Annotated in this window: 21 protein-coding genes and 1 pseudogene; 16 read left to right on the forward strand and 6 right to left on the reverse strand. The window is 70.5% G+C overall.

The window, feature by feature from the left end; genetic code table 11:
• Nucleotides 1-12 precede the first annotated feature (12 nt).
• The gene (gene katG / locus OG622_RS06710) at nt 13-2,229 is read left to right on the forward strand and encodes a catalase/peroxidase HPI (RefSeq protein ID WP_371574085.1); all 2,217 of its coding nucleotides are present in this window, start codon (nt 13-15) and stop codon (nt 2,227-2,229) included.
• A 286-nt stretch (nt 2,230-2,515) separates the two neighbouring features.
• On the opposite strand, the gene OG622_RS06715 is transcribed toward katG, so the two are convergent.
• Complete coding sequence (locus tag OG622_RS06715; protein WP_371574086.1) at nt 2,516-3,325, reverse strand: SDR family oxidoreductase; 810 nt, start codon at nt 3,323-3,325, stop codon at nt 2,516-2,518.
• 89 nt (nt 3,326-3,414) lie between these two features.
• Nucleotides 3,415-4,182 (reverse strand): IclR family transcriptional regulator, encoded by a 768-nt coding sequence (locus tag OG622_RS06720; protein WP_371574087.1) that lies wholly within the window; start codon nt 4,180-4,182, stop codon nt 3,415-3,417.
• A gap of 243 nt (nt 4,183-4,425) precedes the next feature.
• On the opposite strand from OG622_RS06720, the gene OG622_RS06725 reads away from it, so the two are divergent.
• Together OG622_RS06725 and OG622_RS06730 are read left to right on the forward strand one after the other, a co-directional pair.
• A complete protein-coding gene (locus tag OG622_RS06725; protein WP_371574088.1) occupies nt 4,426-5,196 on the forward strand; it encodes an SDR family oxidoreductase in 771 nt (256 codons plus the stop codon).
• Nucleotides 5,197-5,222: 26 nt separating this feature from the next.
• Entirely contained in the window at nt 5,223-6,263 is a 1,041-nt protein-coding gene (locus OG622_RS06730; RefSeq protein ID WP_371574089.1) for an L-idonate 5-dehydrogenase, read from the forward strand.
• A 170-nt stretch (nt 6,264-6,433) separates the two neighbouring features.
• On the opposite strand, the gene OG622_RS06735 is transcribed toward OG622_RS06730, so the two are convergent.
• On the reverse strand, nt 6,434-7,474 hold the full coding sequence (locus tag OG622_RS06735; RefSeq protein ID WP_371574090.1) for a Gfo/Idh/MocA family protein: 1,041 nt from the start codon (nt 7,472-7,474) through the stop codon (nt 6,434-6,436).
• Between the two features lie 420 nt (nt 7,475-7,894).
• On the opposite strand from OG622_RS06735, the gene OG622_RS06740 reads away from it, so the two are divergent.
• Together OG622_RS06740 and OG622_RS06745 are read left to right on the forward strand one after the other, a co-directional pair.
• A complete protein-coding gene (locus OG622_RS06740; RefSeq protein WP_371574091.1) occupies nt 7,895-8,560 on the forward strand; it encodes a DUF6215 domain-containing protein in 666 nt (221 codons plus the stop codon).
• Nucleotides 8,561-8,607: 47 nt separating this feature from the next.
• Nucleotides 8,608-8,811, forward strand: a pseudogene (locus OG622_RS06745) (ABC transporter substrate-binding protein); the annotation flags it as partial.
• Between the two features lie 59 nt (nt 8,812-8,870).
• Here the strand turns inward: OG622_RS06745 and OG622_RS06750 are convergent.
• Nucleotides 8,871-9,902, reverse strand: a complete 1,032-nt coding sequence (locus tag OG622_RS06750; RefSeq protein ID WP_371574092.1) for a LacI family DNA-binding transcriptional regulator — start codon at nt 9,900-9,902, stop codon at nt 8,871-8,873.
• A 191-nt stretch (nt 9,903-10,093) separates the two neighbouring features.
• Here OG622_RS06750 and OG622_RS06755 point away from each other — a divergent pair, with 191 nt between their 5' ends.
• From OG622_RS06755 to OG622_RS06805, 11 genes are all read left to right on the forward strand, one after another.
• On the forward strand, nt 10,094-11,113 hold the full coding sequence (locus OG622_RS06755) for a sugar ABC transporter substrate-binding protein (protein WP_371574093.1): 1,020 nt from the start codon (nt 10,094-10,096) through the stop codon (nt 11,111-11,113).
• Between the two features lie 7 nt (nt 11,114-11,120).
• Nucleotides 11,121-12,197, forward strand: coding sequence for an ABC transporter permease (locus tag OG622_RS06760; protein WP_371574094.1), 1,077 nt, complete (start codon nt 11,121-11,123; stop codon nt 12,195-12,197).
• A gap of 8 nt (nt 12,198-12,205) precedes the next feature.
• Entirely contained in the window at nt 12,206-13,105 is a 900-nt protein-coding gene (locus OG622_RS06765; protein ID WP_371574095.1) for an ATP-binding cassette domain-containing protein, read from the forward strand.
• Nucleotides 13,106-13,158: 53 nt separating this feature from the next.
• Nucleotides 13,159-14,016 carry a sugar phosphate isomerase/epimerase family protein gene (locus OG622_RS06770; RefSeq protein ID WP_371574096.1) on the forward strand — a complete coding sequence of 286 codons (858 nt, stop codon included), beginning with the start codon at nt 13,159-13,161 and terminating at the stop codon, nt 14,014-14,016.
• Between the two features lie 167 nt (nt 14,017-14,183).
• Nucleotides 14,184-15,152 carry a 5-dehydro-2-deoxygluconokinase gene (iolC, locus tag OG622_RS06775; protein WP_371574097.1) on the forward strand — a complete coding sequence of 323 codons (969 nt, stop codon included), beginning with the start codon at nt 14,184-14,186 and terminating at the stop codon, nt 15,150-15,152.
• 4 nt (nt 15,153-15,156) lie between these two features.
• Nucleotides 15,157-16,029 (forward strand): aldolase, encoded by an 873-nt coding sequence (locus OG622_RS06780; protein ID WP_371574098.1) that lies wholly within the window; start codon nt 15,157-15,159, stop codon nt 16,027-16,029.
• Nucleotides 16,026-16,916 (forward strand): 5-deoxy-glucuronate isomerase, encoded by an 891-nt coding sequence (iolB, locus tag OG622_RS06785; RefSeq protein ID WP_371574099.1) that lies wholly within the window; start codon nt 16,026-16,028, stop codon nt 16,914-16,916. Before OG622_RS06780 ends, iolB begins: the two co-directional genes overlap by 4 nt.
• Nucleotides 16,913-18,796, forward strand: coding sequence for a 3D-(3,5/4)-trihydroxycyclohexane-1,2-dione acylhydrolase (decyclizing) (gene iolD, locus OG622_RS06790; RefSeq protein WP_371574100.1), 1,884 nt, complete (start codon nt 16,913-16,915; stop codon nt 18,794-18,796). Before iolB ends, iolD begins: the two co-directional genes overlap by 4 nt.
• 29 nt (nt 18,797-18,825) lie before the next feature.
• Nucleotides 18,826-20,322 (forward strand): CoA-acylating methylmalonate-semialdehyde dehydrogenase, encoded by a 1,497-nt coding sequence (locus tag OG622_RS06795; protein ID WP_371574101.1) that lies wholly within the window; start codon nt 18,826-18,828, stop codon nt 20,320-20,322.
• 35 nt (nt 20,323-20,357) lie between these two features.
• A complete protein-coding gene (locus OG622_RS06800) occupies nt 20,358-21,554 on the forward strand; it encodes a Gfo/Idh/MocA family protein (RefSeq protein WP_371574102.1) in 1,197 nt (398 codons plus the stop codon).
• Nucleotides 21,555-21,597: 43 nt separating this feature from the next.
• Nucleotides 21,598-22,596 (forward strand): sugar phosphate isomerase/epimerase family protein, encoded by a 999-nt coding sequence (locus OG622_RS06805; RefSeq protein ID WP_371574103.1) that lies wholly within the window; start codon nt 21,598-21,600, stop codon nt 22,594-22,596.
• A 106-nt stretch (nt 22,597-22,702) separates the two neighbouring features.
• Here the strand turns inward: OG622_RS06805 and OG622_RS06810 are convergent, their stop codons facing one another.
• Complete coding sequence (locus OG622_RS06810) at nt 22,703-23,881, reverse strand: FAD-dependent monooxygenase (RefSeq protein ID WP_371574104.1); 1,179 nt, start codon at nt 23,879-23,881, stop codon at nt 22,703-22,705.
• A 93-nt stretch (nt 23,882-23,974) separates the two neighbouring features.
• Nucleotides 23,975-24,841: a GyrI-like domain-containing protein gene (locus OG622_RS06815; protein WP_371584019.1), complete on the reverse strand. Its 867-nt coding sequence runs from the start codon at nt 24,839-24,841 to the stop codon at nt 23,975-23,977.
• Nucleotides 24,842-24,942 lie beyond the last annotated feature (101 nt).

Genomic DNA, 24,942 nt, shown 5'->3' on the forward strand with positions numbered 1-24,942 from the left:
GGACTCCCCCCGATGACCGAGAACCACGACGCAATCGTCACAGACCCCAAGCCCGAGGAGACGGGAGGCTGCCCGGTCGCCCACGGGCGCGCCGCGCACCCGACCCAGGGCGGCGGCAACCGTCAGTGGTGGCCGGAGCGGCTCAACCTGAAGATCCTCGCCAAGGACCCCGTCGTGGCGAACCCGCTGGGCGGGACGTTCGACTACGCCGAGGCGTTCAAGAACCTCGACCTCGCGGCCGTGAAACAGGACGTCGCCGAGGTACTGACCACCTCGCAGGACTGGTGGCCGGCCGACTTCGGCAACTACGGCCCGCTGATGATCCGGATGGCCTGGCACAGCGCCGGTACGTACCGCATCAGCGACGGCCGCGGCGGTGGCGGTCGCGGTCAGCAGCGCTTCGCGCCGCTGAACAGCTGGCCGGACAACGGCAACCTCGACAAGGCCCGCCGTCTGCTGTGGCCGGTCAAGAAGAAGTACGGCCAGTCCATCTCCTGGGCCGACCTGATGATCCTCACCGGTAACGTCGCCCTGGAGCAGATGGGCTTCGAGACCTTCGGCTTCGGCGGCGGCCGTGCCGATGTCTGGGAGGCCGACGAGGACGTGTACTGGGGTCCCGAGACCACCTGGCTGGACGACCAGCGTTACACCGGCGACCGCGAGCTGGAGAACCCGCTCGGCGCCGTCCAGATGGGTCTGATCTACGTCAACCCGGAGGGCCCCAACGGCAACCCGGACCCGCTCGCCGCGGCCCGCGACATCCGTGAGACGTTCCGCCGCATGGCGATGAACGACGAGGAGACCGTCGCCCTCATCGCCGGTGGCCACACCTTCGGCAAGACCCACGGCGCCGGCCCCGCGGACAACGTGGGCAACGACCCCGAGGCCGCCTCCATGGAGGAGCAGGGCCTCGGCTGGAAGTCCACCCACGGCACCGGCAAGGGCGGCGACGCCATCACCTCCGGCCTGGAGGTGACGTGGACGGAGACGCCCACGCAGTGGAGCAACAACTTCTTCAAGAACCTCTTCGAGTACGAGTACGAGCTCACCCAGAGCCCGGCCGGCGCGAACCAGTGGGTGGCGAAGAACGCCGAGGCGATCATCCCCGACGCCCACGACGCGTCGAAGACGAAGCTCCCGACGATGCTCACCACCGACCTGTCGCTCCGCTTCGACCCGATCTACGCGGAGATCTCGCGTCGCTTCTACGAGCACCCGGACCAGTTCGCGGACGCCTTCGCCCGCGCCTGGTTCAAGCTGACCCACCGTGACATGGGCCCGAAGTCGCTGTACCTCGGTGCGGAGGTCCCGGCGGAGACGCTGATCTGGCAGGACCCGCTGCCGGCGGCCGAGGGCGCGGTCATCGACGCCGCCGACATCGCGGCGCTCAAGGCCAAGCTCCTCGCCTCGGGTCTGACCGTCTCGCAGCTGGTGTCCACCGCCTGGGCGTCGGCCTCCACCTTCCGTGCCAGCGACAAGCGCGGCGGCGCCAACGGTGCCCGTATCCGCCTGGAGCCCCAGCGCGGCTGGGAGGTCAACAACCCGGACGACCTGCGTCACGTCCTGAGCGTCCTGGAGGGCGTCCGGTCGGAGTTCGACGCCGGCGCCAAGAAGGTCTCCCTGGCCGACCTGATCGTCCTCGGCGGTGCCGCCGCGGTGGAGAAGGCCGCCAAGGACGCCGGTCACGACGTCGTGGTTCCGTTCACCCCGGGCCGCGTGGACGCGACCGAGGAGCACACGGACGCGGAGTCGTTCGCCGCGCTGGAGCCGACGGCCGACGGGTTCCGCAACTACCAGGGCAAGGGCAACCGCCTTCCCGCCGAGTACCTGCTGCTCGACAAGGCGAACCTGCTCTCCCTGAGCGCCCCCGAGCTGACGGTCCTCGTCGGTGGTCTGCGGGTCCTGGGCACCAACCACGCCCAGTCCTCGCACGGCGTGTTCACCGACACCCCGGGTGTGCTCACCAACGACTTCTTCGTCAACCTGCTCGACCTGGGGACGGCCTGGAAGTCCACCTCCGCGGACCAGACCCTCTTCGAGGGCCGTGACGCGGACACCGGCGAGGTCAAGTGGACCGGCACCCGTGCCGACCTCGTCTTCGGCTCGAACTCCGAGCTGCGTGCCCTCGCCGAGGTCTACGCGAGCGACGACGCCAAGGAGAAGTTCGTGAAGGACTTCGTCGCGGCCTGGGCCAAGGTCTCCGACCTGGACCGCTTCGACCTGGTCTGATCGTCCCGATCACGGCGTCCGGGCCGGCCCCTCGCGGGGCCGGCCCGGACGTTTTCGTAGGCAGGCATGGGATCGGACGACCGGATCAGCCGACCGTGGGACGACCGGACCCGGTACGGGCGGGCGGGCCGTTCGTGTCCTTCCACTCGGCTACGGGGACACGCCCTCCGGTGTGGGCCCCGACGAGAAGACACCGCCGCGAGCGGCGAACGAGACGACCCGCACCGCCGGGGACCCCGCCTCCACGCAGCCCTGTTCAGGACGGCCGCCGCGGCCCTGACCCCGGTCACCCCGTGGGGCGGGCGTCCTCCGGGGCGCCGATCCAACGGCTCGCCTCGACGTCGGCGGAGGTGTCCCGCAGCAGGGTCGGGGCGATGACCAGCTCCTCGACGACCGTCCGCTGCGGGAGCGTGGCGCACAGCAGTACGGCCCGTGCCACGTCCTCCGGCTGCACCATGGCCGCCCGCTGCTCCTCGCTCGGCGGGGCGGCGCGGCTGTCCAGGATCGGGGTGTTGACCTCGCCGGGGAGGATGCGGGTGGCGCGGATCAGGTCGTTGCGGAAGGTGTTGTGCAGATAGGTCATGAAGTTGCGCACGCCGGCCTTCGCCGCGCCGTAGGGGGCTCCACCGAGGAGGGTGGGCCGGATCGCGGCGAGCGAGGAGATGGTGATGATCGAGCCGCCGCCGCGCTCCAGCATGTCCGGCAGGACGGCCCGGGTGAGCAGGTAGACGGCGGTCAGGTTGACGCCCAGGACGGCGTTCCACTCGTCCTCGCCGATCCAGCGGACGTCGACGACCCTGCTGGCGCCGCCCGCGTTGTTGACGAGGATGTCGACGGGCCCGGCGGCGTCCCGGGTCCAGTCGACCAACTCCCGGACCTCGTCGGCGTTCTCGACATGCGTGGAGTGGGTGAACGCCGCGCCTCCGGCGTCCTCGATGACGGCGGCGACCTCGTCGAGGATGTGCTGGCGGCGTCCGACGAGGACCACCGTCGCGCCCTCCTCGGCGAGCATCAGCGCCGTCTCCCGGCCGATGCCGGTGCCTGCCCCGGTGATCAGCGCGGTCTTTCCGTCGAGTTGCCCGTCGTGGTTGCCCATGCCCGTCCGCCCGCCCTCCCGGCCAGGGGCGCGCCCACGCGCCCTCAGGAACGAGGATCCCCTCCCCCGGGGCCCGTGGGGAGGGTGCGTCAGCGGGCGGGCAGCCGGACGCCCAGCTCGGCCGCCGCCGACCGCAGCAGCGGGACCATGGCGACGAGGTCGTCCAGGCCGCGGCGGAAGGCCGGCGCGGCGGTGGAGAGGGCGGCGAAGACGGTGCCGTCGGGGCGCAGCACCGGGACCGCCACGGCGCGCAGGCCGGCGTGGTGTTCCTCGTCGGCGGTGGCGTAGCCGAGTTCGGCGGCGCGGGCCACGTGGGCGCGCAGGACGTCGCGGTCGGTGACGCTGTTCGGTCCGTGCGGGGTCAGCTCGACGCGGTCCAGGAGGTCGGCGCGTACGTCGTCGGGGGCGAAGGCCATGAGGACCTTGCCCATCGAGGTGCAGTGCAGCGGCCCGTGGCGGCCCGGCTCGCTGCGGACACCGACCGGCAGGGGGCCGTCCACGTAGTGCACGTACAGCTGCCGGGTGCCGTCGAGGACGGACATCAGGGTGGCTTCCTCGGTCTGCCGTGTCACACGCTGCATCACCGGGAGGGCGGTGCCGGCGAATCCGTACACCTGACCGGCCTGCTGGCCGAGCTGGAAGAGCTTGAGGCCGGGTTTGTAGCGCTTGCCGTCGGTCTCGAACTCCACCAGGCCCTCGCGGCAGAGGGAGTTGACCAGCCGGTGGGCCGTGCTGACGGGGACGCCGCTGGCTCGGGCCAGTTCGGACAGGGTGATGCCGTGCGGGTGCTCGCCCACCAGGACGAGCAGCCGGATCGCCCGTCCGACGACATCCGCCGGTACCTCGCTGCTGCTCACGGCGGCAAATTACCACTGGATGGAAAGACCTCCCACTCAGCGGTGCCATCCACAGCCCCACGACGCGCCACCCGATGGTTGACATCGACCCCCTGCCACGCCGACGATGCTTTCCATTGAGCAGACAGCCTTTCCGCTCAGTGGGAAATTGGCGGGTCGCGTGGAGCGGTCCGCAGACTGCTCGGCTCCGCCGGCGGGCAGTCCCCGTCGCCCGCCACACCGAGCCACAGCCGAGAGGTCCGCATGAGCCACCCCCTCTTCGACGTCACCGCCAAGGTCGCTCTGGTCACCGGGTCGAGCCGTGGCATCGGCCGGGCGCTGGCCGTCGGCCTCCTGGAGGCCGGCTGCACGGTCGTCCTCAACGGCCGGGACACGGTCGCCCTGGAGACCGCCCGCAAGGAGCTGGCCGAGACCTTCGGGGAGGCGGTCCGTGCGGAGGCGTTCGACGTCACCGACTCCGCCGCGGTCGCCGCCGCCGTCACCCGGATCGAGGACCGGGCCGGACCGATCGACATCCTGGTCAACAACACCGGAGCCCAACGCCGTGCCCCGTTCCTCGACTTCACCGACGAGGACTGGCACGGCCTGCTCGACACCAACCTCACCAGCGCCTTCCTCGTGGGCCGCGAGGTCGCCCGCCGCATGGTCCCCCGGGGCCACGGCAAGATCATCAACATCTGCTCGCTGCAGAGCGAGGCGGTACGCCCCGGCATCGCCCCCTATGCGGCGACCAAGGGCGGCCTGAAGATGCTCACCAAGGGCATGTGCGCCGACCTCGGGCCGCACGGCATCCAGGTCAACGGCATCGGTCCCGGCTACTTCGACACCGAACTCACCTCCGCGCTGGTCGCGGACGAGGAGTTCAGCGCCTGGGTGCGGGGGCGCACTCCCGCCGGCCGCTGGGGCAAGGTGGAGGACCTGGTCGGTGCCCTGCTCTTCCTCTCCTCCCCCGCCTCCGACTTCGTCAACGGGCAGCTGTTGTACGTCGACGGCGGCATGCTGTCTGTCCTGTGACCCGGCCGACCCCCCAAGGAGTCCCCATGCACGCGTGCGTTGTCCACGGAGCCGGCGATCTCCGGGTCGAGGAGCGGCCGTACGACGGTCCCGCGCCCGGTGAGATCGCGGTCGCCGTCGCGCTCGGCGGGATCTGCGGTTCCGATCTGCACTACTACCACCGGGGCCGGGTGGGCGACTTCGCCGTGAGCGAGCCCATGGTGCTCGGCCACGAGGTGGTGGGCCATGTCGCCGCGCTCGGGCCCGGGGTCGAGGGGCCGGCCGCTCCGGCGGTGGGCACGGCCGTCGCGATCCATCCGGCCACACCCTGCGGGGTCTGTCCCGAGTGCGCGCGCGGCACGCGCAACATCTGCCCGCACACCCGCTATCTGGGCAGCGCGGCCCACACTCCGCACGTGCAGGGCGGGTTCGCCCAGGTCATCGCCGTGCCCGCCGGTCAGGTCCGGGAGCTGCCGCCCGGACTCGACCTGCGCCGTGCCGTGCTCGCCGAGCCGCTGGCGGTGGCGCTGCACGCCGTGCGCCGGGCGGGTGAGGTGAAGGGCAAGCGGGTGCTGGTCACCGGCGCCGGTCCGATCGGCTGTCTGGTCGTCGCGGTGCTGCGGCACGCGGGCGCCGCCGAGGTCGTCGTCAGCGATCTCCACGAGGAGCCGCTGCGGATCGCCGGCGAGGTGGGCGCCACCGCCACCGCGCGGGCGGACCGGCCCGCCGATCCCGCCTGGGCCGGTGTCTTCGACATCGCCGTCGAGGCGTCCGGGGCACCGGCCGGACTGCGCAGTTGCGTGGAGCGGGTACGGCGTGGCGGAACCGTGGTCATGCTCGGGCTGCTGCCGCCCGGGGAGATCGGGCTGCTCGGCAATGTCGCGGTCACCCGTGAACTGGAACTGCGCGGGTCCTTCCGCTTCGACACCGAGTTCGACGAGGCCCTGTCCCTGCTGGCCCAGGGCCTCCCTGTCGACCCGGTCGTCACGCACACCTTCCCGCTGGAGCGGTCCGTCGCCGCGTTCGACACGGCTCAGGACCGCACGGTCGCCTCCAAGGTGCTGCTGGATCTGTCCGGGGAGGCGTGAGTGGCGTCGGACCTCGGTGAAGGTCCACAGCAGGCTGGTGCCGGTGCCCCACGTCCACTGTTGGGCGGGCGTGGGGGGCGTGGGGCGGGTGTGGGGGGCGTGGGGTGCATCCACTTCGGCCGAAGCCGAAGGAGACATCACATGTCTCTGACCCAAGGAGCCGTCGCAGATCAGCCGTAGAGGTCGGGGCGTTCGACGAGATCGACCTCGACGCGGACGCCCTCGGTCTGGGCGCGGACGGCCGCCTCGGAGATCGCGGCGACGGCGTACCCGTCCCAGGTGCTGGGCCCGGTGATCTCGCCGCGGCGGGTGGCGTCGACCCATGCCTGGACCTGACGGTCGTAGGCGTCCTCGAAGCGCTCGATGTAGCTCGGGGTGACCGTGCCGCCCCAGCGTCCGGCCGCGTTGACGAGCATGTCGTGTCCGTCACCGATGCGGGCCGTGCCGTTCTCGCAGACCGCCTCGGCCTGGACCTGGTAGCCGTAGCGGGCGGTGAGGAAGATCTCCACGTCGACGACGGCGCCGCCGTCGGTCTCGAAGACGACGAACTGCGGGTCGTTCAGGCCCTCGGGGGCGTGCGCGGACGGCCGTGGCCGCAGCACGGTGACGGCGGTGATCTCCTGGCCGAGCAGCCAGCGGGTGACGTCCATCTCGTGGGCGACGGAGTCGTTGATCACCATGGCGTCGGTGAATCCGGGCGGGGCCTCGGCGTTGCGGTGCCGCTGGTGCAGCAGCAGTGTCCGGCCCAGCTCACCACTGTCCAGCAGGGACTTGAGCTTGACGTACTCGCGGTCGTAGCGGCGCATGAAACCCACCTGCACCCTGCGGTGGCCCAATCGCTGTTCGGCTTCCAGCAGACGCAGCGCGGAGGCGGGCTCCGTGGTGAGGGGCTTCTCGCACAGGACCGGCAGGTCGTGCTCGAAGGCGGTGAGCAGGGCCGCCTCGTGGGCGGGACCCGGGGAGGCGACGAGGACGGCGTCGACGCCCGGTGCGGCCAGCGCCTCGGCGGTCTCGGCGTAGGCCGCGCATCCCTCGACGCCGGCGGCGATCGCCTTGGCCCGGTCGCTGTCGAGGTCCACGACGGCGGCCACACGGGCGCCGCTGATCACCTCGGTGAGCCGGCGCACGTGATCGGCGCCCATCCGGCCGGTGCCGATGACGGCGACACCGAGTGAGCCGTGCTGATTACCGGTTGAGCCCTGCTGGGACATGCCGTTCCTTCCTTTCGGCGACCTCGGCGACCTCGGCGACGTCACCCTTGTCGAACCGTCAGTTTTCCGACGAGGTCGAACGTGGCCTCGGTCTCCCCCGAGCGGACCTCCTTCACACGTTCCCGCCGCGCCTCGTCGCACGGAGCACCGCCGCGGCGCCGCACGGCACGTCGTGAACGGCGCCGTCGGCGGAATCCCGTTTCCCCTCGCTCTCGCCACCGGTTAGGCTCCCCCGGCGCGCGTGAGGCGTGTGCACATCAAGGTGGGGGCACGGGGGACATGGTCGACGATTTCGCCGATTCCGGAACGCATTCCGGAGCGGCTTCCGGAGCAGATTCAGGGGCGGCTTCCGGACCGGATTCGGGAGCGGTTTCCGGAGGGGATTTCGGGGCCGATCCCCGATCCGGCTCCAAGAAGGAAATGGGCACGGGGGCCCAGGTGTTCTCGGCGGTGGCGGCCGTCGGGGTGATTCTGGGAGGTATGTGGTTGCTGGGGGACCTCCTCGACCAGACGCCCGATTCCCAGGGACCGGCTGTCTGCTCGTCCTCGGACGACGCCTCACCGGCATCGCGGGGAAAGGTCTCCGGCGCGCAGCTCTGCACCGCGCTGAACCGATCCGACCTGCCCGAACTCCTCGGCACGCCGACCGATCAGGCGGTGACCGCGTCGGGCGGTGAAAGCAAGTCCAGCTGGGCCGACGGCACCAAGACCGTCACCCCCGAGGCGACCGTCACGCTGGAGACCTACAGCGTGGAGCTCTCGGCGTCCTACGAGGACCTGCCGGTCGCCGAGTCGGTCGGGTACCTGGGCGCGAGCGCCGAGACCAGGACCGTCCTGGGGCGCCCGGCGGTCCTCTACTCGGACCGGACCCTCGCCATCTCCTTCGGGGGCGACGGCAGCGACCCCCAGTCCGGCCCCGGCGGCGTCGCCCGTCGGCTGCTGGTCGCGACCGACCCGAAGGACAGCGGCAGCACGTACGAGCTCGTCGTCTGGCGCCAGGACTCCGTGATTCCCGACGACGAGGCCCTGTTCCGTGTCGCCGAGAAGGTCCTACCGACGATCCCGGGCTGGAAACCGGCCGGCTGACGAGCCATCAGGGAAACGCGGCTCCCTCGGGCAGGCCGCTGACCTGCGTGGCCACGCGCGCGGAGTTCGACAGGCTCGGCGTCCCCACGTGCCTCTCCCCCTCCGACTGCGTCGGCAAGGACAACAGCGGCGACGGCGACGGCGTCCGCACCGAGCCGCTGACCATGGACGCGATCTACGGCGAAGTGCGCGATCTGGCCCGGATCTTCGAGGTCGAGGAGCGCGGCGAGAAGCTGGTGACCGAGTTGCGGGGCGGTCCGGTTTCTGGGCCCGCTCCCCCAGGCAGTCGGCCGCATAGGGCCGAGCCGGGTCAGACAGGCTTCGCCGTCGTGCCCCGGAGGACGAGACGCGGGGTCAGCACGACCTCGCGAGGTTCCGTGCGGTCCTCGTCCAGGCGCTCGACGGCGGCGGTCACCGCGTGCCGGGCCTGCTCCTCGGCCCCCTGGCTGACCGTGGTCAGGTTGAAGCAGCTCAGCCGGGAGTGCGTGTCGTCGTCGTAGCCGACCACGGAGACCCGGCCCGGGACGTCGACCCCGGCACGGGCCAGGGCGGCCAGGACGCCGATGGCGCACTGGTCGTTGAAGGCGATGACAGCGGTGGGCAGTTCGCCGGCTTCGAGCAGCCGGCGCGCGGCCCACTCGCCCGCCGCTTCGGTGTGGTCGCCGCGTAGCACGCTGACATGCTCGTCCAAGCCGTGGCGGCGCATGGCGCCGCGATAGCCGCGGCGACGGTCGGTGGCGATCACGCCCTTGCCGCCGTCGACATACGTGATCGCGCGGTGGCCGAGCCCGACGAGGTGGTCGACGATCTGCCCGACCCCGTCGTCGTCGGCGGTGCGTACGACGTCCAGGGCGGCGTCGGAGATCCTGCGGCCGACCGCGATGACCGGCGACTTGCGGTCGAGGGCGACGAGGGTCGCGGTGGGGGCGGTCGGGCCGAGCAGGATCAGGGCTTCGCTGCGGTAGGCGAGGAGTGTCTCGACGGCCGTGCGCTCGTCGCGGGTGCGCGTCTGGGTGCTGAGCACCAGGTCGTAGCCGACCTCCTCGGCCGCCGTGTGGAGGTGCTCGACCAGCTCGGCGTGGAAGGGGCTGTAGATGTCGATCATGACACCCAGGAGCCGACTGCGTCGGCTGGCGAGCATGCTGGCCGTACGGTCCACCTGATAGCCGAGGTCGGCGGCCGCCCTGAGGACACGCTGCCGCGTCTGCTCACTGGGGCCGGACACACCACGCAGCACCAGAGACACCGACGCGGTGGACAGACCCACCCGCGCGGCCACGTCCTCCAGCCGGGGACGCTTGCTCGCGCCGTTGCGGTGACGTGTGGAATCGCCGTCGCCCACCTGTGCCTCCCCTGCGAAATCTGCTGGCGCAACACCCTTGACACGCTCACAAAACAAGCTGATAGTACCAGAACTTAAAGCGCTTTAAATTGTTCTGACGTTCCGACGACGTCACTCGTCGCTCCTCGCGGACCTCCCCCACGGCCGCCGTTCCACTCACCCTCCCAGTTGCACAGTGAGGTGCACGCATCATGAACCGCACATCCCTTCCCCGCTCCCGCAGAACCGCCTCGGCCATGGCCGTGGCCGCCGCGGCCACCCTGGTCCTCGCGGGCTGTTCCAGCAGTTCCGGCGGCAAGGACGCCGAGGAAGGCGGGGCGGACGCCGCGGCCGGCAAGGCCGACACCCCCCGTATGAAGATCGCGATGGTCACCCACGCGCCCTCCGGCGACACCTTCTGGGACATCATCCGCAAGGGCGCCCAGGCCGCCGCCGCGAAGGACAACGTCGAGCTGATCTACTCCAACGACGAGAGCGCCAGCGGCCAGGCGACCCTGATCCAGAACGCGATCGACCAGAAGGTCGACGGCATCGCCGTCACCCTCGCCAAGCCGGACGCCCTCAAGGACGCCATCGCCAAGGCGCAGAAGGCCGGCATCCCCGTCGTCGGATTCAACTCCGGTATGGACGTGTGGAAGGAGCAGGGGCTGCTGTCCTTCTTCGGACAGGACGAGGCGGTCTCCGGCGAGGCCTTCGGCAAGAAGCTCAACGAGAACGGCGCCAAGCACGCGCTCTGCGTCGTCCAGGTCCAGGGGCACGTGGGCCTGGAGGCCCGCTGCGCCGGCGTGAAGAAGACCTTCAAGGGCAAGACCGAGAACCTCTACGTCAACGGCAACGACATGCCCGCGACGAAGTCCACCATCTCGGCCAAGCTCAAGCAGGACTCCTCGATCGACCAGGTCGTCACCCTGGGCGCCCCGTTCGCGCTGACGGCGGTGGAGTCGATCTCGGATGCGGGCAGCAAGGCGAAGGTCGCGACGTTCGACCTGAACAAGGAGCTGACGGACTCGATCAAGGGCGGTGACATCGAGTTCGCCGTCGACCAGCAGCCTTACCTGCAGGGCTACCTGTCGGTGGACTCGCTGTGGCTCTACAAGAACAACGGCAACTACAGCAGTGGCGGTGAGGCGCCCGTCCTCACCGGTCCGGCTTTCGTCGAGAAGAGCAACGTCGACACGATCGCCAAGTTCGCCGCGAAGGGCACCCGGTGATCCGATCATGACCCAAGCAACGGCACCGGCGACGAGTTCCTCCTCGTCGCCGGCTCCGCCGGCCGCCCAGAAGGACGGCCGTACCGCACAACGCTCCCTGGGCCGACGCCTGTTGGCCCGCCCCGAGGTCGGCGCGTTGATCGCCGCGATCGGTGTGTACGCGTTCTTCTTCGCCGCCGCCCCGTCGTTCCGTGAGGCCGGCTCGCTGGCGACCGTGCTCTACCAGGCCTCCGTCATGGGCATCATGGCGATCCCGGTGGCCCTGCTGATGATCGGCGGGGAGTTCGACCTGTCCGCCGGTGTCGCGGTCACCACCTCCGCGCTGACCGCCGCGATTGTCACCTTCCAGCTGACGGTGAACGTGTGGACCGGCGTGATCGTCGCGCTGATCGTGTCCCTCGCCGTCGGCGCGTTCAACGGCTGGCTGCTGATCAGGACCGGGCTGCCCAGCTTCCTGGTCACGCTGGGTTCGTTCCTGATCCTCCAGGGCTCCAACCTCGCGGTCACGAAGATCTTCACGGGCAACGTGGCGTCCGACTCGATCGCCGACATGGACGGTTTCGACCAGGCGAAGAGCGTCTTCGCCTCGGAGGTGTCGATCGGCGGCGTCGACCTCAAGATCACGATCTTCTACTGGCTGGTGTTCGCGGCGATCGCCACCTGGCTGCTGCTGCGCACCAAGTTCGGCAACTGGATCTTCGCCGTCGGCGGCAGCAAGGACAGTGCGCGGGCCGTCGGCGTACCCGTGAACTTCACGAAGATCGCCCTGTTCATGGGGGTCGGGGCCGGGGCCTGGTTCGTGGGCATGCACCTGTTGTTCTCGTTCAACACGGTGCAGTCCAACGAGGGCGTGGGCAACGAGTTCCTGTACATCATCGCCGCGGTGATCGGCGGCTGCCTGCTGACCGGCGGCTACGGTTCCGCGGTCGGCCCGGTCATCGGCGCCTTCATCTTCGGCATGGTCAACCAGGGCATCGTCTACGCCAACTGGAACCCCGACTGGTTCAAGGCCTTCCTCGGCGTGATGCTCCTGATCGCCGCCCTCGTCAACTTGTGGGTCCGCAGCCAAGCGACCCGGAGGTGAACCACCCCATGACAACCACGAACGAAGCCGTCCTCACCGACGGCAAACCCCAGGACGGCACCCCCGTCGTCGAACTGCGTGACGCGGGCAAGGCGTACGGCAACATCCGCGCCCTGCACAGCGTGAACCTCACCGTCCACCCCGGCAAGGTCACCTGCGTGCTGGGCGACAACGGCGCCGGCAAGTCCACCCTCATCAAAATCATCTCCGGACTGCACCAGCACACCGAGGGCGAGTTCGTCATCGACGGCAGGCCGGTGCGCTTCTCCACCCCGCGCGAAGCCCTGGACGCCGGAATCGCCACCGTCTACCAGGACCTGGCGACCGTGCCCCTGATGCCGGTGTGGCGCAACTTCTTCCTCGGCTCGGAGATGACCAAGGGCCCCTGGCCGATCCGCCGTCTCGACATCGAGAAGATGAAGAAGACCGCGGACGAGGAACTGCGGAACATGGGCATCGTCCTGGACGACCTCGACCAGCCCATCGGCACCCTCTCCGGCGGCCAGCGCCAGTGCGTCGCCATCGCCCGCGCCGTCTACTTCGGCGCCCGCGTCCTCATCCTCGACGAGCCCACCGCCGCCCTCGGCGTCAAACAGTCCGGCGTCGTGCTGAAGTACATCGCCGCCGCCCGGGACAAGGGCCTGGGCGTCATCTTCATCACCCACAACCCGCACCACGCCTACATGGTCGGAGACCACTTCAGCGTCCTGCGCCTCGGCACCCTCGAACTCTCCGCCGCCCGCGACCAGGTCAGCCTCGAAGAACTCACCAACCACATGGCCGGCGGCACCGAACTCGCCGCCCTCAAACACGAACTCGCCCAGGTACGCGGCGTCGACGTCGACGAACTCCCCGAGGATGCAGACCTCACCGCCCCAGTGGCGGCAACGTCCGAACCGACCACGTGACCCGGCCCAGACGCTCCACCGTCATCCCCTGACACCTCGGAAGGCACCCCGTCGTGAAGATCGCCCTCGACCCGTACATGATCCGCGATGTCCCGCTCCTCGAACTGCCCGCGGTGGTCGCCGAGTTGGGCTACGAGTGGATCGAGCTCTCCCCCCGAGAGGACTTCATCCCCTTCTTCCGCCATCCGCGCGTGGACGACGCCACCGTACGGAAGTTCCGCAAGGCGTTGGACGCGGCGGGTGTCGGGATCTCCTCCCTCCTGCCCCTCTTCCGCTGGTCCGGCCCCGACGAGGACGCCCGGCAGGCCGCCGTCCGCTACTGGAAGCGGTCCATCCAGATCTGCTCGGACCTCGGCGTGGACAGCATGATCTCCGAGTTCAACGGCCGCCCCGAGGACCCGGACCGCAGCGAGGCCCAGTTCTGGAAGTCGATGGACGAACTCCTCCCGCTCTTCGAGCAGGAAGGCATCAAGCTCGCCCTGGAGCCGCACCCGGACGACTTCGTCGAGGACGGCCACGACGCAGTGAACCTGATCCGCGGAATCAACCACCCCAACGTCAGCTTCCTCTACTGCGCCCCGCACACCTTCCACATCGGCAATGACGCCCCCGGCATCATCAAGCGCGCGGGCGACCTGCTCACCCATGTCCATCTGGCCGACGTCCTCGACCACACGGCCTCCTCGGGCAACCGCTACATCCTCAACCCGCCCGGCACGACGGCACGGGTCCACCAGCACCTCGACATGGGCCAGGGCGAGGTCGACTTCGACGAACTCTTCCGCGAACTGCGCACGAACGGGTTCGACGGCACCCTCACGTCCTGCGTCTTCGCCTGGGAGGACCGCGCCAAGGAGTCGTCCGTCCTCATGCGGAAGAAGATCGACGAGTACCTGGCCACCTGGTCCTGAAGCCCCGGGCTCGGGCCTGGGCAGCCTGACCGTCCGCGATGGCGAACCAGGTCCGAGCAGGCTGTCGCGACAACCTATTGACATGACATGTCGGCGAAGGCATCGTTCTCGCCGCAGGCGCTTTTAAAGCGCTTTAAGTCTCGTTTTGAGCAAGGGAAACCGCTGTTATGCCGTACGAAGTGCTGACCATGGGCCGTGTGGGAGTGGATGTGTATCCCCTTCAGACCGGCGTGGGACTGGCCGAGGTCACCTCGTTCGGCAAGTACCTCGGCGGCAGCCCGACCAACGTCGCCGTCGCCGCGGCCCGCTACGGGCACAGCGCGAGCGTCGTCACCAAGACCGGCCGCGACCCGTTCGGGGACTTCGTCCGGCAGGCGCTGGAGGGATACGGCGTCGACTCCGGCTTCGTCAGCACGTCGGACATCGCGCCGACGCCGGTGACGTTCTGCGAGATCTTCCCGCCGGACGACTTCCCGCTGTACTTCTACCGACTGCCCAAGGCCCCTGACCTGGACATCCGTCCGGAGGAGCTGGACCTCGAGGCCGTACGCGACGCCCATGTCCTCTGGATGACCGGGACCGGGCTGAGCGAGGAGCCGAGCCGCTCGACCACCCTCGCCGCGCTGGCGCACCGGGCGAAGGCCGGCACGACGGTCTTCGACCTGGACTGGCGGCCGATGTTCTGGTCGGACCCGGCCGAGGCCCGCACGTACTACGCCGAGGCCCTGCGCCACACCACGGTCGCCGTCGGGAACCTCGACGAGTGCGAGGTGGCGACCGGGGAACGCGAGCCGTACGCCGCCGCGAAGGCACTGCTCGCCGCCGGTGTGGAGCTGGCCGTGGTCAAGCAGGGCCCCAAGGGCGTGCTGGCCATGGGCCGCGACGGCTCGATGATCGAGATCCCGCCGGTCCCGGTGGACGTCGTCAACGGCCTCGGCGCGGGTGACGCCTTCGGCGGCGCGCTGTGCCACGGCCTGCTGGCCGGCTGGGACACGCGCCGCACGGTGTCCTTCGCCAACGCGGCCGGCGCGATCGTGGCGGGCCGGCTGTCCTGCTCCGACGCCATGCCCACCGAGGCCGAGGTCGAGGCCAAGCTCCGCGAGGCAGCCCTCGCATCCGCCGAACGAGAGGTGTGACGCCATGCTGCCCGACAACGTGAGCCGGATCGTGGGGGCCCGCGTCGGTGACCCCGGCGCCATCGCGACGGCCGCCGCACGCCGTGTGAAGGCGACCTCGCTGCTCGGCGAGCACGGCAAGGCCATGATCATCGCCGCCGACCACCCCGCACGCGGCGCCAACGGCGTCGGCGGCGACCCGAACGCGATGGCCGACCGGTTCAAGCTGCTCGACCGGCTGTGTGTGGCGCTGGAACGGCCTGGTGTGACGGGGGCGTTGGCCACCGCCGACATCCTGGAGGACCTGCTGCTGCTCGGTGTCCTCGACGGCAAGAGCGTCTTCGGTTCCATGAACCGGGGCGGTCTCGCGGGTTCGGTCTTCGAGATCGACGACCGATTCACCGGGTACGACGCGGCGACCATCGCCGCGATGGGCTTCGACGGCGGCAAGATGCTCACCCGCATCGCCCTCGACGACCCGGCCACCCCGTCGATCCTGGAGAACACCGCCCGTGCGGTCGATGAGCTGAATGACCGTCAACTGATAGCCATGGTCGAGCCGTTCCTCTCCGTCTGGCAGGACGGGAAGATCCGCAACGACCTCTCCCCCGAGGCCGTCGCCAAGTCCATCACCATCGCCTCCGGGCTGGGCCGCCGCACCGCCTACACCTGGCTGAAGCTGCCGGTCGTCGACGACATGGAACGCGTCCTCGCCTCCTCCACCCTGCCCGCGCTGCTGCTGGGCGGTGAGGTCAAGGACGCCGACGCGGCCTTCGCCTCCTGGGGCAAGGCACTCAAGCAGCCCACCGCGCAGGGCCTGGTCGTCGGCCGCTCCCTGCTCTACCCCTCGTCCGGCGATGTCGCCGGAGCCGTGGACCGGGCGGTGAGCCTGCTGTGAGCGACGCGAACAGGTACCACCTGCCGAGGGGGACTTCCGCCGACGGCCCGTACGACCTCCTGGTCACGCCGGAGTCGGCGGGCTGGGGATACTCCGGCCTCAGGGTGCTGACTCTGAAGGCGGGCGAGGCACATGCCCTGTCCACCGGGGACTCCGAGTTCCTGGTCCTACCGCTGACGGGCTCCTGCACCGTCACCACGGACGGCAAGGCCTTCGAACTGGCCGGTCGAACGGGCGTGTTCGCCTCGGCCACCGACTTCGCCTATGTGCCGCGCGGGTCGCAGACTCTCATCAGCAGCGCGTCCGGGGGACGGTTCGCGCTGCCCTCCGCCCGTACCGGGCGGAACGGCCTTCCCGCCCGGTACGGGCGCAAGGAGGACGTGCCCGTCGAACTGCGCGGCGCCGGAGCGTGCTCCCGGCAGGTCAACAACTACTGCCTGCCGGGCACGTTCGAGGCCGAGCAGTTGCTGGTGTGCGAAGTACTGACCCCCGGTGGCAACTGGTCGTCGTATCCGCCGCACAAGCACGACGAGGTGCGCATCGACGAGGCCGGCGACCCGGTCGAGTCGGAGCTGGAGGAGATCTACTACTTCGAGGTCGCCGGCGACGGGAACGGCTTCGGCTACCAGCGGGTCTACGGGACGGCCGAGCGGCCGATCGACGTGCTCGCCGAGATCCGCTCCGGCGACACCGTCCTCATCCCGCACGGCTGGCACGGCCCGTCCGTCGCCGCGCCCGGCTACGACCTGTACTACCTCAACGTCATGGCCGGTCCCGGGCAGGACCGCGCCTGGCTGATCTGCGACGACCCCGCGCACGGCTGGGTGCGCGGCACCTGGGCCGCGCAGGACGTCGACGACCGGCTGCCCTTCGGAGAGAACCGATGAACACGGTACGACTGACAACCGCCCAGGCCCTCGTGCGCTTCCTGGCCAATCAGTACAGCGAGCGCGACGGCCAGGAGCACCGCCTCATCCCCGGCGTCTGGGGCATCTTCGGGCACGGCAACGTCGCCGGCATCGGCCAGGCCCTCCTCCAGGCCGCGGCGACCGGCGAGGCCGACCTGCCCTACTACTTGGCGCGCAACGAGCAGGGCATGGTGCACGCGTCGGTGGCGTACGCGAAGATGCGCGACCGGCTGGCGGCCTTCGCCTGCACGGCGTCGACCGGGCCCGGCTCGACCAACATGATCACGGGTGCCGCGCTGGCGACGACCAACCGCATCCCCGTACTCCTGCTGCCCAGCGACATGTTCGCCACCCGTGCCGCCGACCCCGTCCTCCAACAGCTGGAGGACACCCGGGGCGGGGACGTCACCGTCAACGACGCCTTCCGTGCCGTGTCCAAGTACTTCGACCGCATCTCACGCCCCGAGCAGCTGATCCCGGCCGCGCTGGCCGCGATGCGGGTGCTCACCGACCCCGTCGAAACCGGCGCCGTCACCCTCGCGCTGCCGCAGGACGTGCAGGCGGAAGGCTTCGACTGGCCGCTTTCCTTCTTCCGCCGTCGCGTCTGGCACGTAGGCCGCCCGGTCCCCGAACCCGCTGCGGTCGAGCGGGCCGCCGCGCTGCTGCGCGGCGCGCGGAAGCCACTGATCGTTGCCGGTGGCGGCACGGTGTACTCCGGCGCCGAGACCCAGCTGCGGGCCTTCGCCGAAGCCACCGGCATCCCGGTCGCGGACACCCACGCAGGCAAGGGCGCGGTGGCCTGGGACCACCCCTGCGCGGTCGGCGGCATCGGCTCGACCGGCTCCTACGCCGCGAACGAGCTGGCGAAGGAAGCCGATGTCGTCCTCGGTATCGGCACCCGTTACTCCGACTTCACCACCGCCAGCCACACCGTCTTCGGCAACCCCGGCGTCACCTTCGTCAACCTCAACGTGGCCCGCCTCGACGCGGTCAAGCACTCCGCCGAGCCGCTGGTCGCCGACGCCCGCCTCGGTATCCAGGCTCTCGCGGGCGTGCTGACGGACTGGGAGGTCGACCCCTCCTACCGCCGCCGCACCCGAGAACTGATCGCCCGCACCAGGGAGATCGAGGAGGAGTGCTTCGCCCCCGAGCGCAACACCGGCGCACTCCCCGCCCAGACCCAGATCCTCGGCGCGCTCAATGACGTACTCGGTGACCGTGACGTCGTCATCAACGCGGCCGGCTCCATGCCCGGCGACCTCCAGCAACTGTGGCGGGCCCGGGACCCGAAGGCCTACCACGTCGAATACGCCTACTCCTGCATGGGCTACGAGGTCGCCGCCGGCGTCGGCGCCAAGATGGCCGACCCCTCCCGCGAGGTCGTCGTCCTGGTCGGCGACGGCTCCTATCTGATGATGGCCCAGGAAATCGTGACCATGGTCTCCGAGGGGCTGAAGACCATCATCGTCCTCGTCCAGAACCACGGCTTCGCCTCCATCGGCGCCCTGTCGGAGTCGCTGGGCTCGCAGCGCTTCGGCACCAAGTACCGCTTCCGCGACGGCAGTTCGGGACAGCTCGACGGCGAAGTGCTCCCCGTCGATCTCGCCGCCAACGCCTCCTCCCTCGGCGCGTACGTCCTGCACGCCACCTCCGTGGACGAGTTCCGCGCCGCGATGGAGAAGGCCAAGGCCGCGACCCGCACCACGGTCGTGCACGTCGAGACCGACCTCTACGGGCCCAACCCGCCCGGCCACGGCTGGTGGGACGTCCCCGTCAGCGAGACCTCGGCCCTGGACTCCACCCGCACCGCGTACGAGACGTACGCCGCCCACAAGCGCGACCAGCGGCACTACCTGTAAGTCCCGTCCCCGTAAAGGAAACCCGCACCGTGAATACCATCCAGCACTGGATCAACGGCTCCCCCACCGCCGGTACGGGGCCACAGACCGCGCCCGTGTTCAACCCGGCCACCGGCAGGGAGCAGGCCCGCGTCGCCCTCGGCGGCGGCGCCGACGTGGACGCAGCCGTGGCAGCCGCCGCGAACGCCTTCGAGACCTGGTCGGAGTCGTCGCTGTCCCAGCGCACCCAGGTGATGTTCGCCTTGCGGCAGTTGCTCGTCGAGCACGAGGAGGAACTCGGGCGGATCATTTCCGCCGAGCACGGCAAGACCGTCGACGACGCGCGCGGCGAGATCACCCGCGGCCGGGAGGTCGTCGAGTACGCCTGCGGCCTCGGCGACGTCCTCAAGGGATCCTTCTCCGACCAGGTCTCGCGCGGAGTGGACGTGCACGACTTCCGCCAGCCACTCGGAGTCGTCGCGGGCATCACACCGTTCAACTTCCCCGCCATGGTGCCTCTTTGGATGCACCCGATCGCCATCGCCACCGGCAACACCTTCATCCTGAAGCCGAGCGAGCGCGACCCGTCCGCGGCGAACTTCGTCGCCGGCCTCTACCGGCGCGCCGGGCTGCCGGACGGTGTCTTCAACGTCGTGCACGGCGGCAAGGACGCGGTCGACGCGATCCTCACCCACCCCCGGATCGAGGCTGTCTCCTTCGTCGGCTCCACCCCGATCGCCAGGTACGTCCACGAGACCGCCACCGCCCACGGCAAGCGCGTCCAGGCCCTCGGCGGCGCCAAGAACCACGCCGTCGTCCTCCCCGACGCCGACCTGGAGTTCGCCGCCAACCACATCACCGCCGGCGCCTACGGCTCGGCCGGCGAGCGCTGCATGGCCGTCTCCGTGGCCGTGGCGGTCGGCGACGCCGCCGACGCCCTGGTCGAGGTGCTGGAGCGCAAGGCCCGCGAGGTGAAGGTCGGCCCGGGCGACCAGCCCGGCACCGAGATGGGCCCGCTGGTCACCCGGGCCGCGCAGGAGCGCGTCGAGAACGCGGTCGGCGGCGCGGCAGCGCAGGGGGCCACGGTGGTGGTCGACGGGCGTGGGCTGAAGGTCGACGGCCACGAGGAGGGCTTCTTCACCGGCCCCTCCCTCCTGGACCACGTCACCACCGAGATGGACGCCTACAAGGAGGAGCTGTTCGGGCCGGTCCTCGCCGTCATCCGCGCCGAGAGCCTCGACCAGGCGATCGACCTGATCAACGCCAACCCGTACGGCAACGGCACCGCCCTGTTCACCGCCTCCGGCGAAGCCGCCCGCCGATTCCAGCGCCACATCAAGGTCGGCATGATCGGCATCAACGTCCCCGTGCCCGTGCCGATGTCGTACTACTCCTTCGGCGGCTGGAAGGACTCCCTCATCGGCGACTCCCCCATCCACGGCCCCGACGGCATCCGCTTCTACACCCGCCCCAAGGTCGTCACCACCCGCTGGCCCCAGCCCGCCCAGCAGGTGACCGCCGGCTTCGACTTCCCCACCTCCAGCTGACCTTCCCCCACAGGGACTTTTCGAAAGGCACCCCCATGACGACTTCGGGCAAGCCCATCTCCGTCGCGGTCATCGGCGCCGGTATGGCCGGCCGCAGCCATGCCTCCGGTTACCGCAACGTCAACACGGTCTTCGGCGCCGGGCTGCCGCCGGTCCGGCTGGCCGCGATAGCCGACGCCAATGTCGCGCTGGGCGAGGACGCCGCGCGCCGCTACGGGTTCGAGAAGGCGCTTCCCAGCTGGGAGGCCGTGGTCGAGGACCCGACGATCGACGCGGTGAGCATCGTCGTCGGAAACGCCCTGCACCGGCCGATCGCGGAGGCGCTGGTCGCGGCGGGCAAGCACGTGCTGTGCGAGAAGCCGTTGGCCGGGTCGCTCGAAGACGCCCGTGCGATGGCCGAGTTGGAGCGTTCCGCCGAGGTCGTCACCTCCGTCGGCTACACCTTCCGCCGCTCCCCCGGCATCGCCGCGATCCGCGACCACGTCCAGCGCGGCGAGCTGGGTGACCTGACCCTGTTCGGCGGCCGATACTGGTGCGACTACGCGATCGACCCGAACGGCCCGCTGAGCTGGCGGTTCAAGGGCGGCCCGGGTTCCGGCGCGCTGGGTGACGTCGGCTCGCACGTCATCGACGCCGCCGAGTACGTGGCCGGGCCCATCGCCTCGGTCTCCGGTGCCATGCTGTCGACGCAGATCCCCAAGCGCCCGCTGCCGCTGGGCGCAGTCGTCGGGCACAACGCCGCACCGGTCTCCGAGGAGTTCGGCGAGGTCGAGAACGAGGACACCGCGTCGTTCACGGCCCGCTTCGAGTCCGGGCTCGTGGGCACGTTCTCGGTGACGCGCACCGGCTTCGGCCTGCCCAACGGGCTTTTCTTCGACGTCCTGGGCCTCGGCGGCCGGGCCGCGTTCGACCAGCACCGGCCCGCCGAGTACCTCTTCGACGACGCCCAGCCCGACGGCCGTACGCGCGGCGCCCGGCAGATCATCGCCGGACCGCAGATGCCGTACTTCGCGGGCGGCGTCCCCATGGAGGCGGCCGGTGTGGGTGCCGGCAACGGCGACAACTTCATCTACCAGGCCCGCGCCTTCCTCGACCAGGTCGCGGGGGTCGCCGAGCCGCTGCCGGCCTGTGCCACGTTCGCCGACGCGCTGCGGACGATGGAGATCATCAAGGCCGTCGTCGAGTCCTCCCGGGCCGGTGGCACCGCCGTCGCGGTCCCGCCCGTCGCCTGACCACCGTAGAGCTCGTAGAGCCCGTAGAGAAGGAAAAGGACACATGGCCCTCAAGCTCGGCGCCTACACCGCCTGCCTGCACGACCGGACACTCCCCGAGGCCCTCGACATCCTCAAGGAGAACGGTCTGACCTCGGTCGAGGTCAACACCGGCGGCTTCATCCCCTCCCCGCACTGCCCGGTCGACCTGCTGCTGTCCTCGGCCACGGCCCGCGAGGAGTACCTGGCGGCCTTCGCCGACCGGGGCATGGAACTCACCGGCCTCAACTGCAACGGCAACCCGCTCAACCCGCTTCCTGGTGTCGGCCCCAAGCACGCCGACGACCTGCGCCGCACCATCCGCCTCGCGGGCCTGCTCGGCGTGAAGCACGTCGTCACCATGTCCGGCACACCGGGCTCCGACCCCGACGCCAAGTACCCCTCCTGGGTCGTCAACCCCTGGGACGGCGTCTACATGGACGTCCTGGACTACCAGTGGGGCGTGGCCGTCGAGTTCTGGAAGGAGATCGACGCGCTCGCCCGGGAGAACGACATCCGGGTGGCCATCGAGATGCACCCGCACAACGTGGTGTTCTCCCCGGTCACACTGAAGCGTCTCGTCGACGAGGGCGGTCTGACGAACGTCGGCGCGGAGATGGACCCCTCGCACCTGATGTGGCAGGGCATGGACATCGTGGCCTCCGTCAAGTGGCTGGGCCCGCTGGTGTTCCACGCCGCCGCGAAGGACGCCACGCTCTGCCCCGGCGCCGACATCCGCGGTGTCCTGGACACGTCGTTCACGCGCGTGCCCGCCGATGCGCACGGCAAGGTCCCCACCGGCTACGGCTTCTGGTGCAACGCCTGGCCCGAGAACCCGGCCTGGAAGTTCGTCGCCGTCGGCGAGGGCAACGACGTCCCCTTCTGGACCGAGTTCCTGCGCGCCCTCGCCGACATCGACCCGGACATGGCCGTGAACATCGAGCACGAGGACGCGGCCTACTCCCAGACGGAGGGCCTGGCCCTGGCGGCGAAGAATCTGCACGCGGCATCGGCAGCCGTCTGACGGACGCCCCTGCCTCGACCCGGGGCCGCGCCCACCGGTGGGCGCGGCCCCGGTTGAGCCGACTCGCCTCCACCACGGCTCGCCTCACGGTGGGGGCGGGCCCGATCTACGACGCCTGCCGCTCGTCGAAAGCGTCGATTCCCCACGCGCCCGCATGGGGGCCGAACTCGTTCTCCGCCGCCTGCGCCGCCAGGCGGGCGTTCCGGGCGCGTGCCTCCGGCCCGTCCGGGAGGTGGTAGTCCTCACCCGCCTTCGCCGAACCGGCCTGCGCCTTCGTGGCGGTGGCCAGCCGCCGGCCGACGTACCGGTCCAGCGCGTCGGGTACGTCGGCCGGTGCCGCGTCCGCGAGGCAGTCGCCGAGCACCGCCGCGTCGACCAGGGCCTGGGCCGCGCCCTGGGCTTGGAACGGCACCATCGCGTGAGCGCTGTCGCCGAGCAGGGTCACGCGCCCGGAGCTCCAGCGGGCGAGCGGGGCCCGGGTATGGATGCCGTAGCGGAGCACCGTCCCCGTCCGTCCGAGGACGTCGAGCACCCGGGGGTCCCACCCTTCGAACGCGCGCAGATACTCCCCCGGCTCGGCCCGAGCGGTCCACGACTCCTGCGCCGCCCCGGTTTCGATGACGCCCACGACGTTGAGCAGTTCCCCTCGTCGCACCCAGTAGTGCACGAAGTGCCGTCCGGGCCCGAGCCAGAGCGCGTACTCCGGGAGGTCCAGGCCGGCCACCTCGTCGGCCGGCAGCAGGGCCCGGTAGGCGGCGGTCCCCGAGAACAGGGCCTCGTCGGCGCCGAACAGCCACTGGCGGGCCCGGGAACGTACGCCGTCCGCGGCGACGACGAGGTCCGCCTCCAGGCGCTCCCCGTCGGCCGTCGTCACCCGCGCGGACCCGCCGTCCTGCTCGATGCCGACGACCACGGTGTTCAGCCGCACCGACTCGGGCGGCACGGCGGCGGCCAGGGCCTGGTGCAGGTCGGCCCGGTGGGCCTGGAGGTACGGCGCCCCGAACGCGTCCTCGACCTCGCGGCCCAGCGCGAAGCCGCAGATCTCACCGCCGTCGGACCAGGTGCGAAAGCTCAGCCGGGACGGCCGGCTGGACCGGGCGGCGACCACGTCGAGCAGCCCCAGCCGACGCAGGACGCGGGTGGCGTTGGGCGCGAGCTGGATCCCCGCGCCGATCTCGGTGAACCGCGGCGCCTGCTCGACGAGCGTCACGTCGCACCCGGCGCGCCGCAGACTCAGTGTCGCGGCCAGTCCCCCGATACCCGCCCCCACGACGATCGCCCTCATGTCCCCACCTCAGGTCGACGTCGTTTCACGCTACCGGCGGACGACGACCGGAGGGGAGGCGCGCGACGACGCGAAGTCGCCGCGCGCCGGCGCTCAGAGCGGAGTCCGCTCCACCGGAATCCACAGCTCCGCGTCCGCCTGCGCCGCGTCCTGCGACAGCCGGGTCCGCAGGATCTCGGGGCCCGGTCGGCTCCGGTACGGATTGGACGGGAACCACTGCGTGAACACGTCCCGCCACAGATACTGCAGCGCCTGTGGGAACGGTCCGGAGTTCTCGAAGACGGCCCAGGTCCCCGCCGGGACGGTCAGCTCGTCCATGCCGTCGGGCGCGGTGGCGCGGGTCACCGCCCCGTGGAAGTAGTCGAGTTCGGTCCCTTCGGCCCGGCTCTCGGCAATGTTGTCACTGATCGAGACGATCCCCTGCGGCTCCTGATCGGACAGGCTCTCGATCTGCCGAAGTGTCTCCTGGCCGATGCTCCGGATGAAGTCGGCGATCGCCGGGTTCACACCCTCGTGCACGAGCGGGACCCGGGTCCTCCTCCCGACCACCCGGAACTCCTCCCTCTCCACGACGCGGTATCGCATGCTGCTGCTCCCTTCGACGACGAGGCGGAAGGACATCCGGGGCTGGGACCGCAGCGTCGCGCCGGTCCGCCGGGCCTCACCGGGGCCGACGCCGTGCAGGGCACGGAACGCCCGTGCGAACGCCTCCCCCGAGCCGTAGCCGTAGCGCACGGCGATCTCCAGCAGGGTCCGTTCGCCGGCCAGCACCTCGGCGCCGGCGACGGTGAGCCGTCGGCGCCGGACGTACTCCGACAGCGGCATGCCCGCGAGCGCGGAGAAGAGCCGCCGCAGGTGGTACTCCGACGTCACCGCGATCCGTGCCAGGTCGGCCACCTCGATCGGCTGGTCGAGATGGCGCTCGATGTGCTCCATGGCCTGGTTCAGCCGCTCCAGCACCCCGGTCTCCTTCCTTTCGCTCACCACGCTAGGAAGAAGCCACCTTGCCGCACCCGACATCCTGTGCCCGCTCCGGTCGGGTGGGTGGGTGGGTGGGTGAG

This window comes from Streptomyces sp. NBC_01314, assembly GCF_041435215.1.
GTDB lineage: Bacteria > Actinomycetota > Actinomycetes > Streptomycetales > Streptomycetaceae > Streptomyces.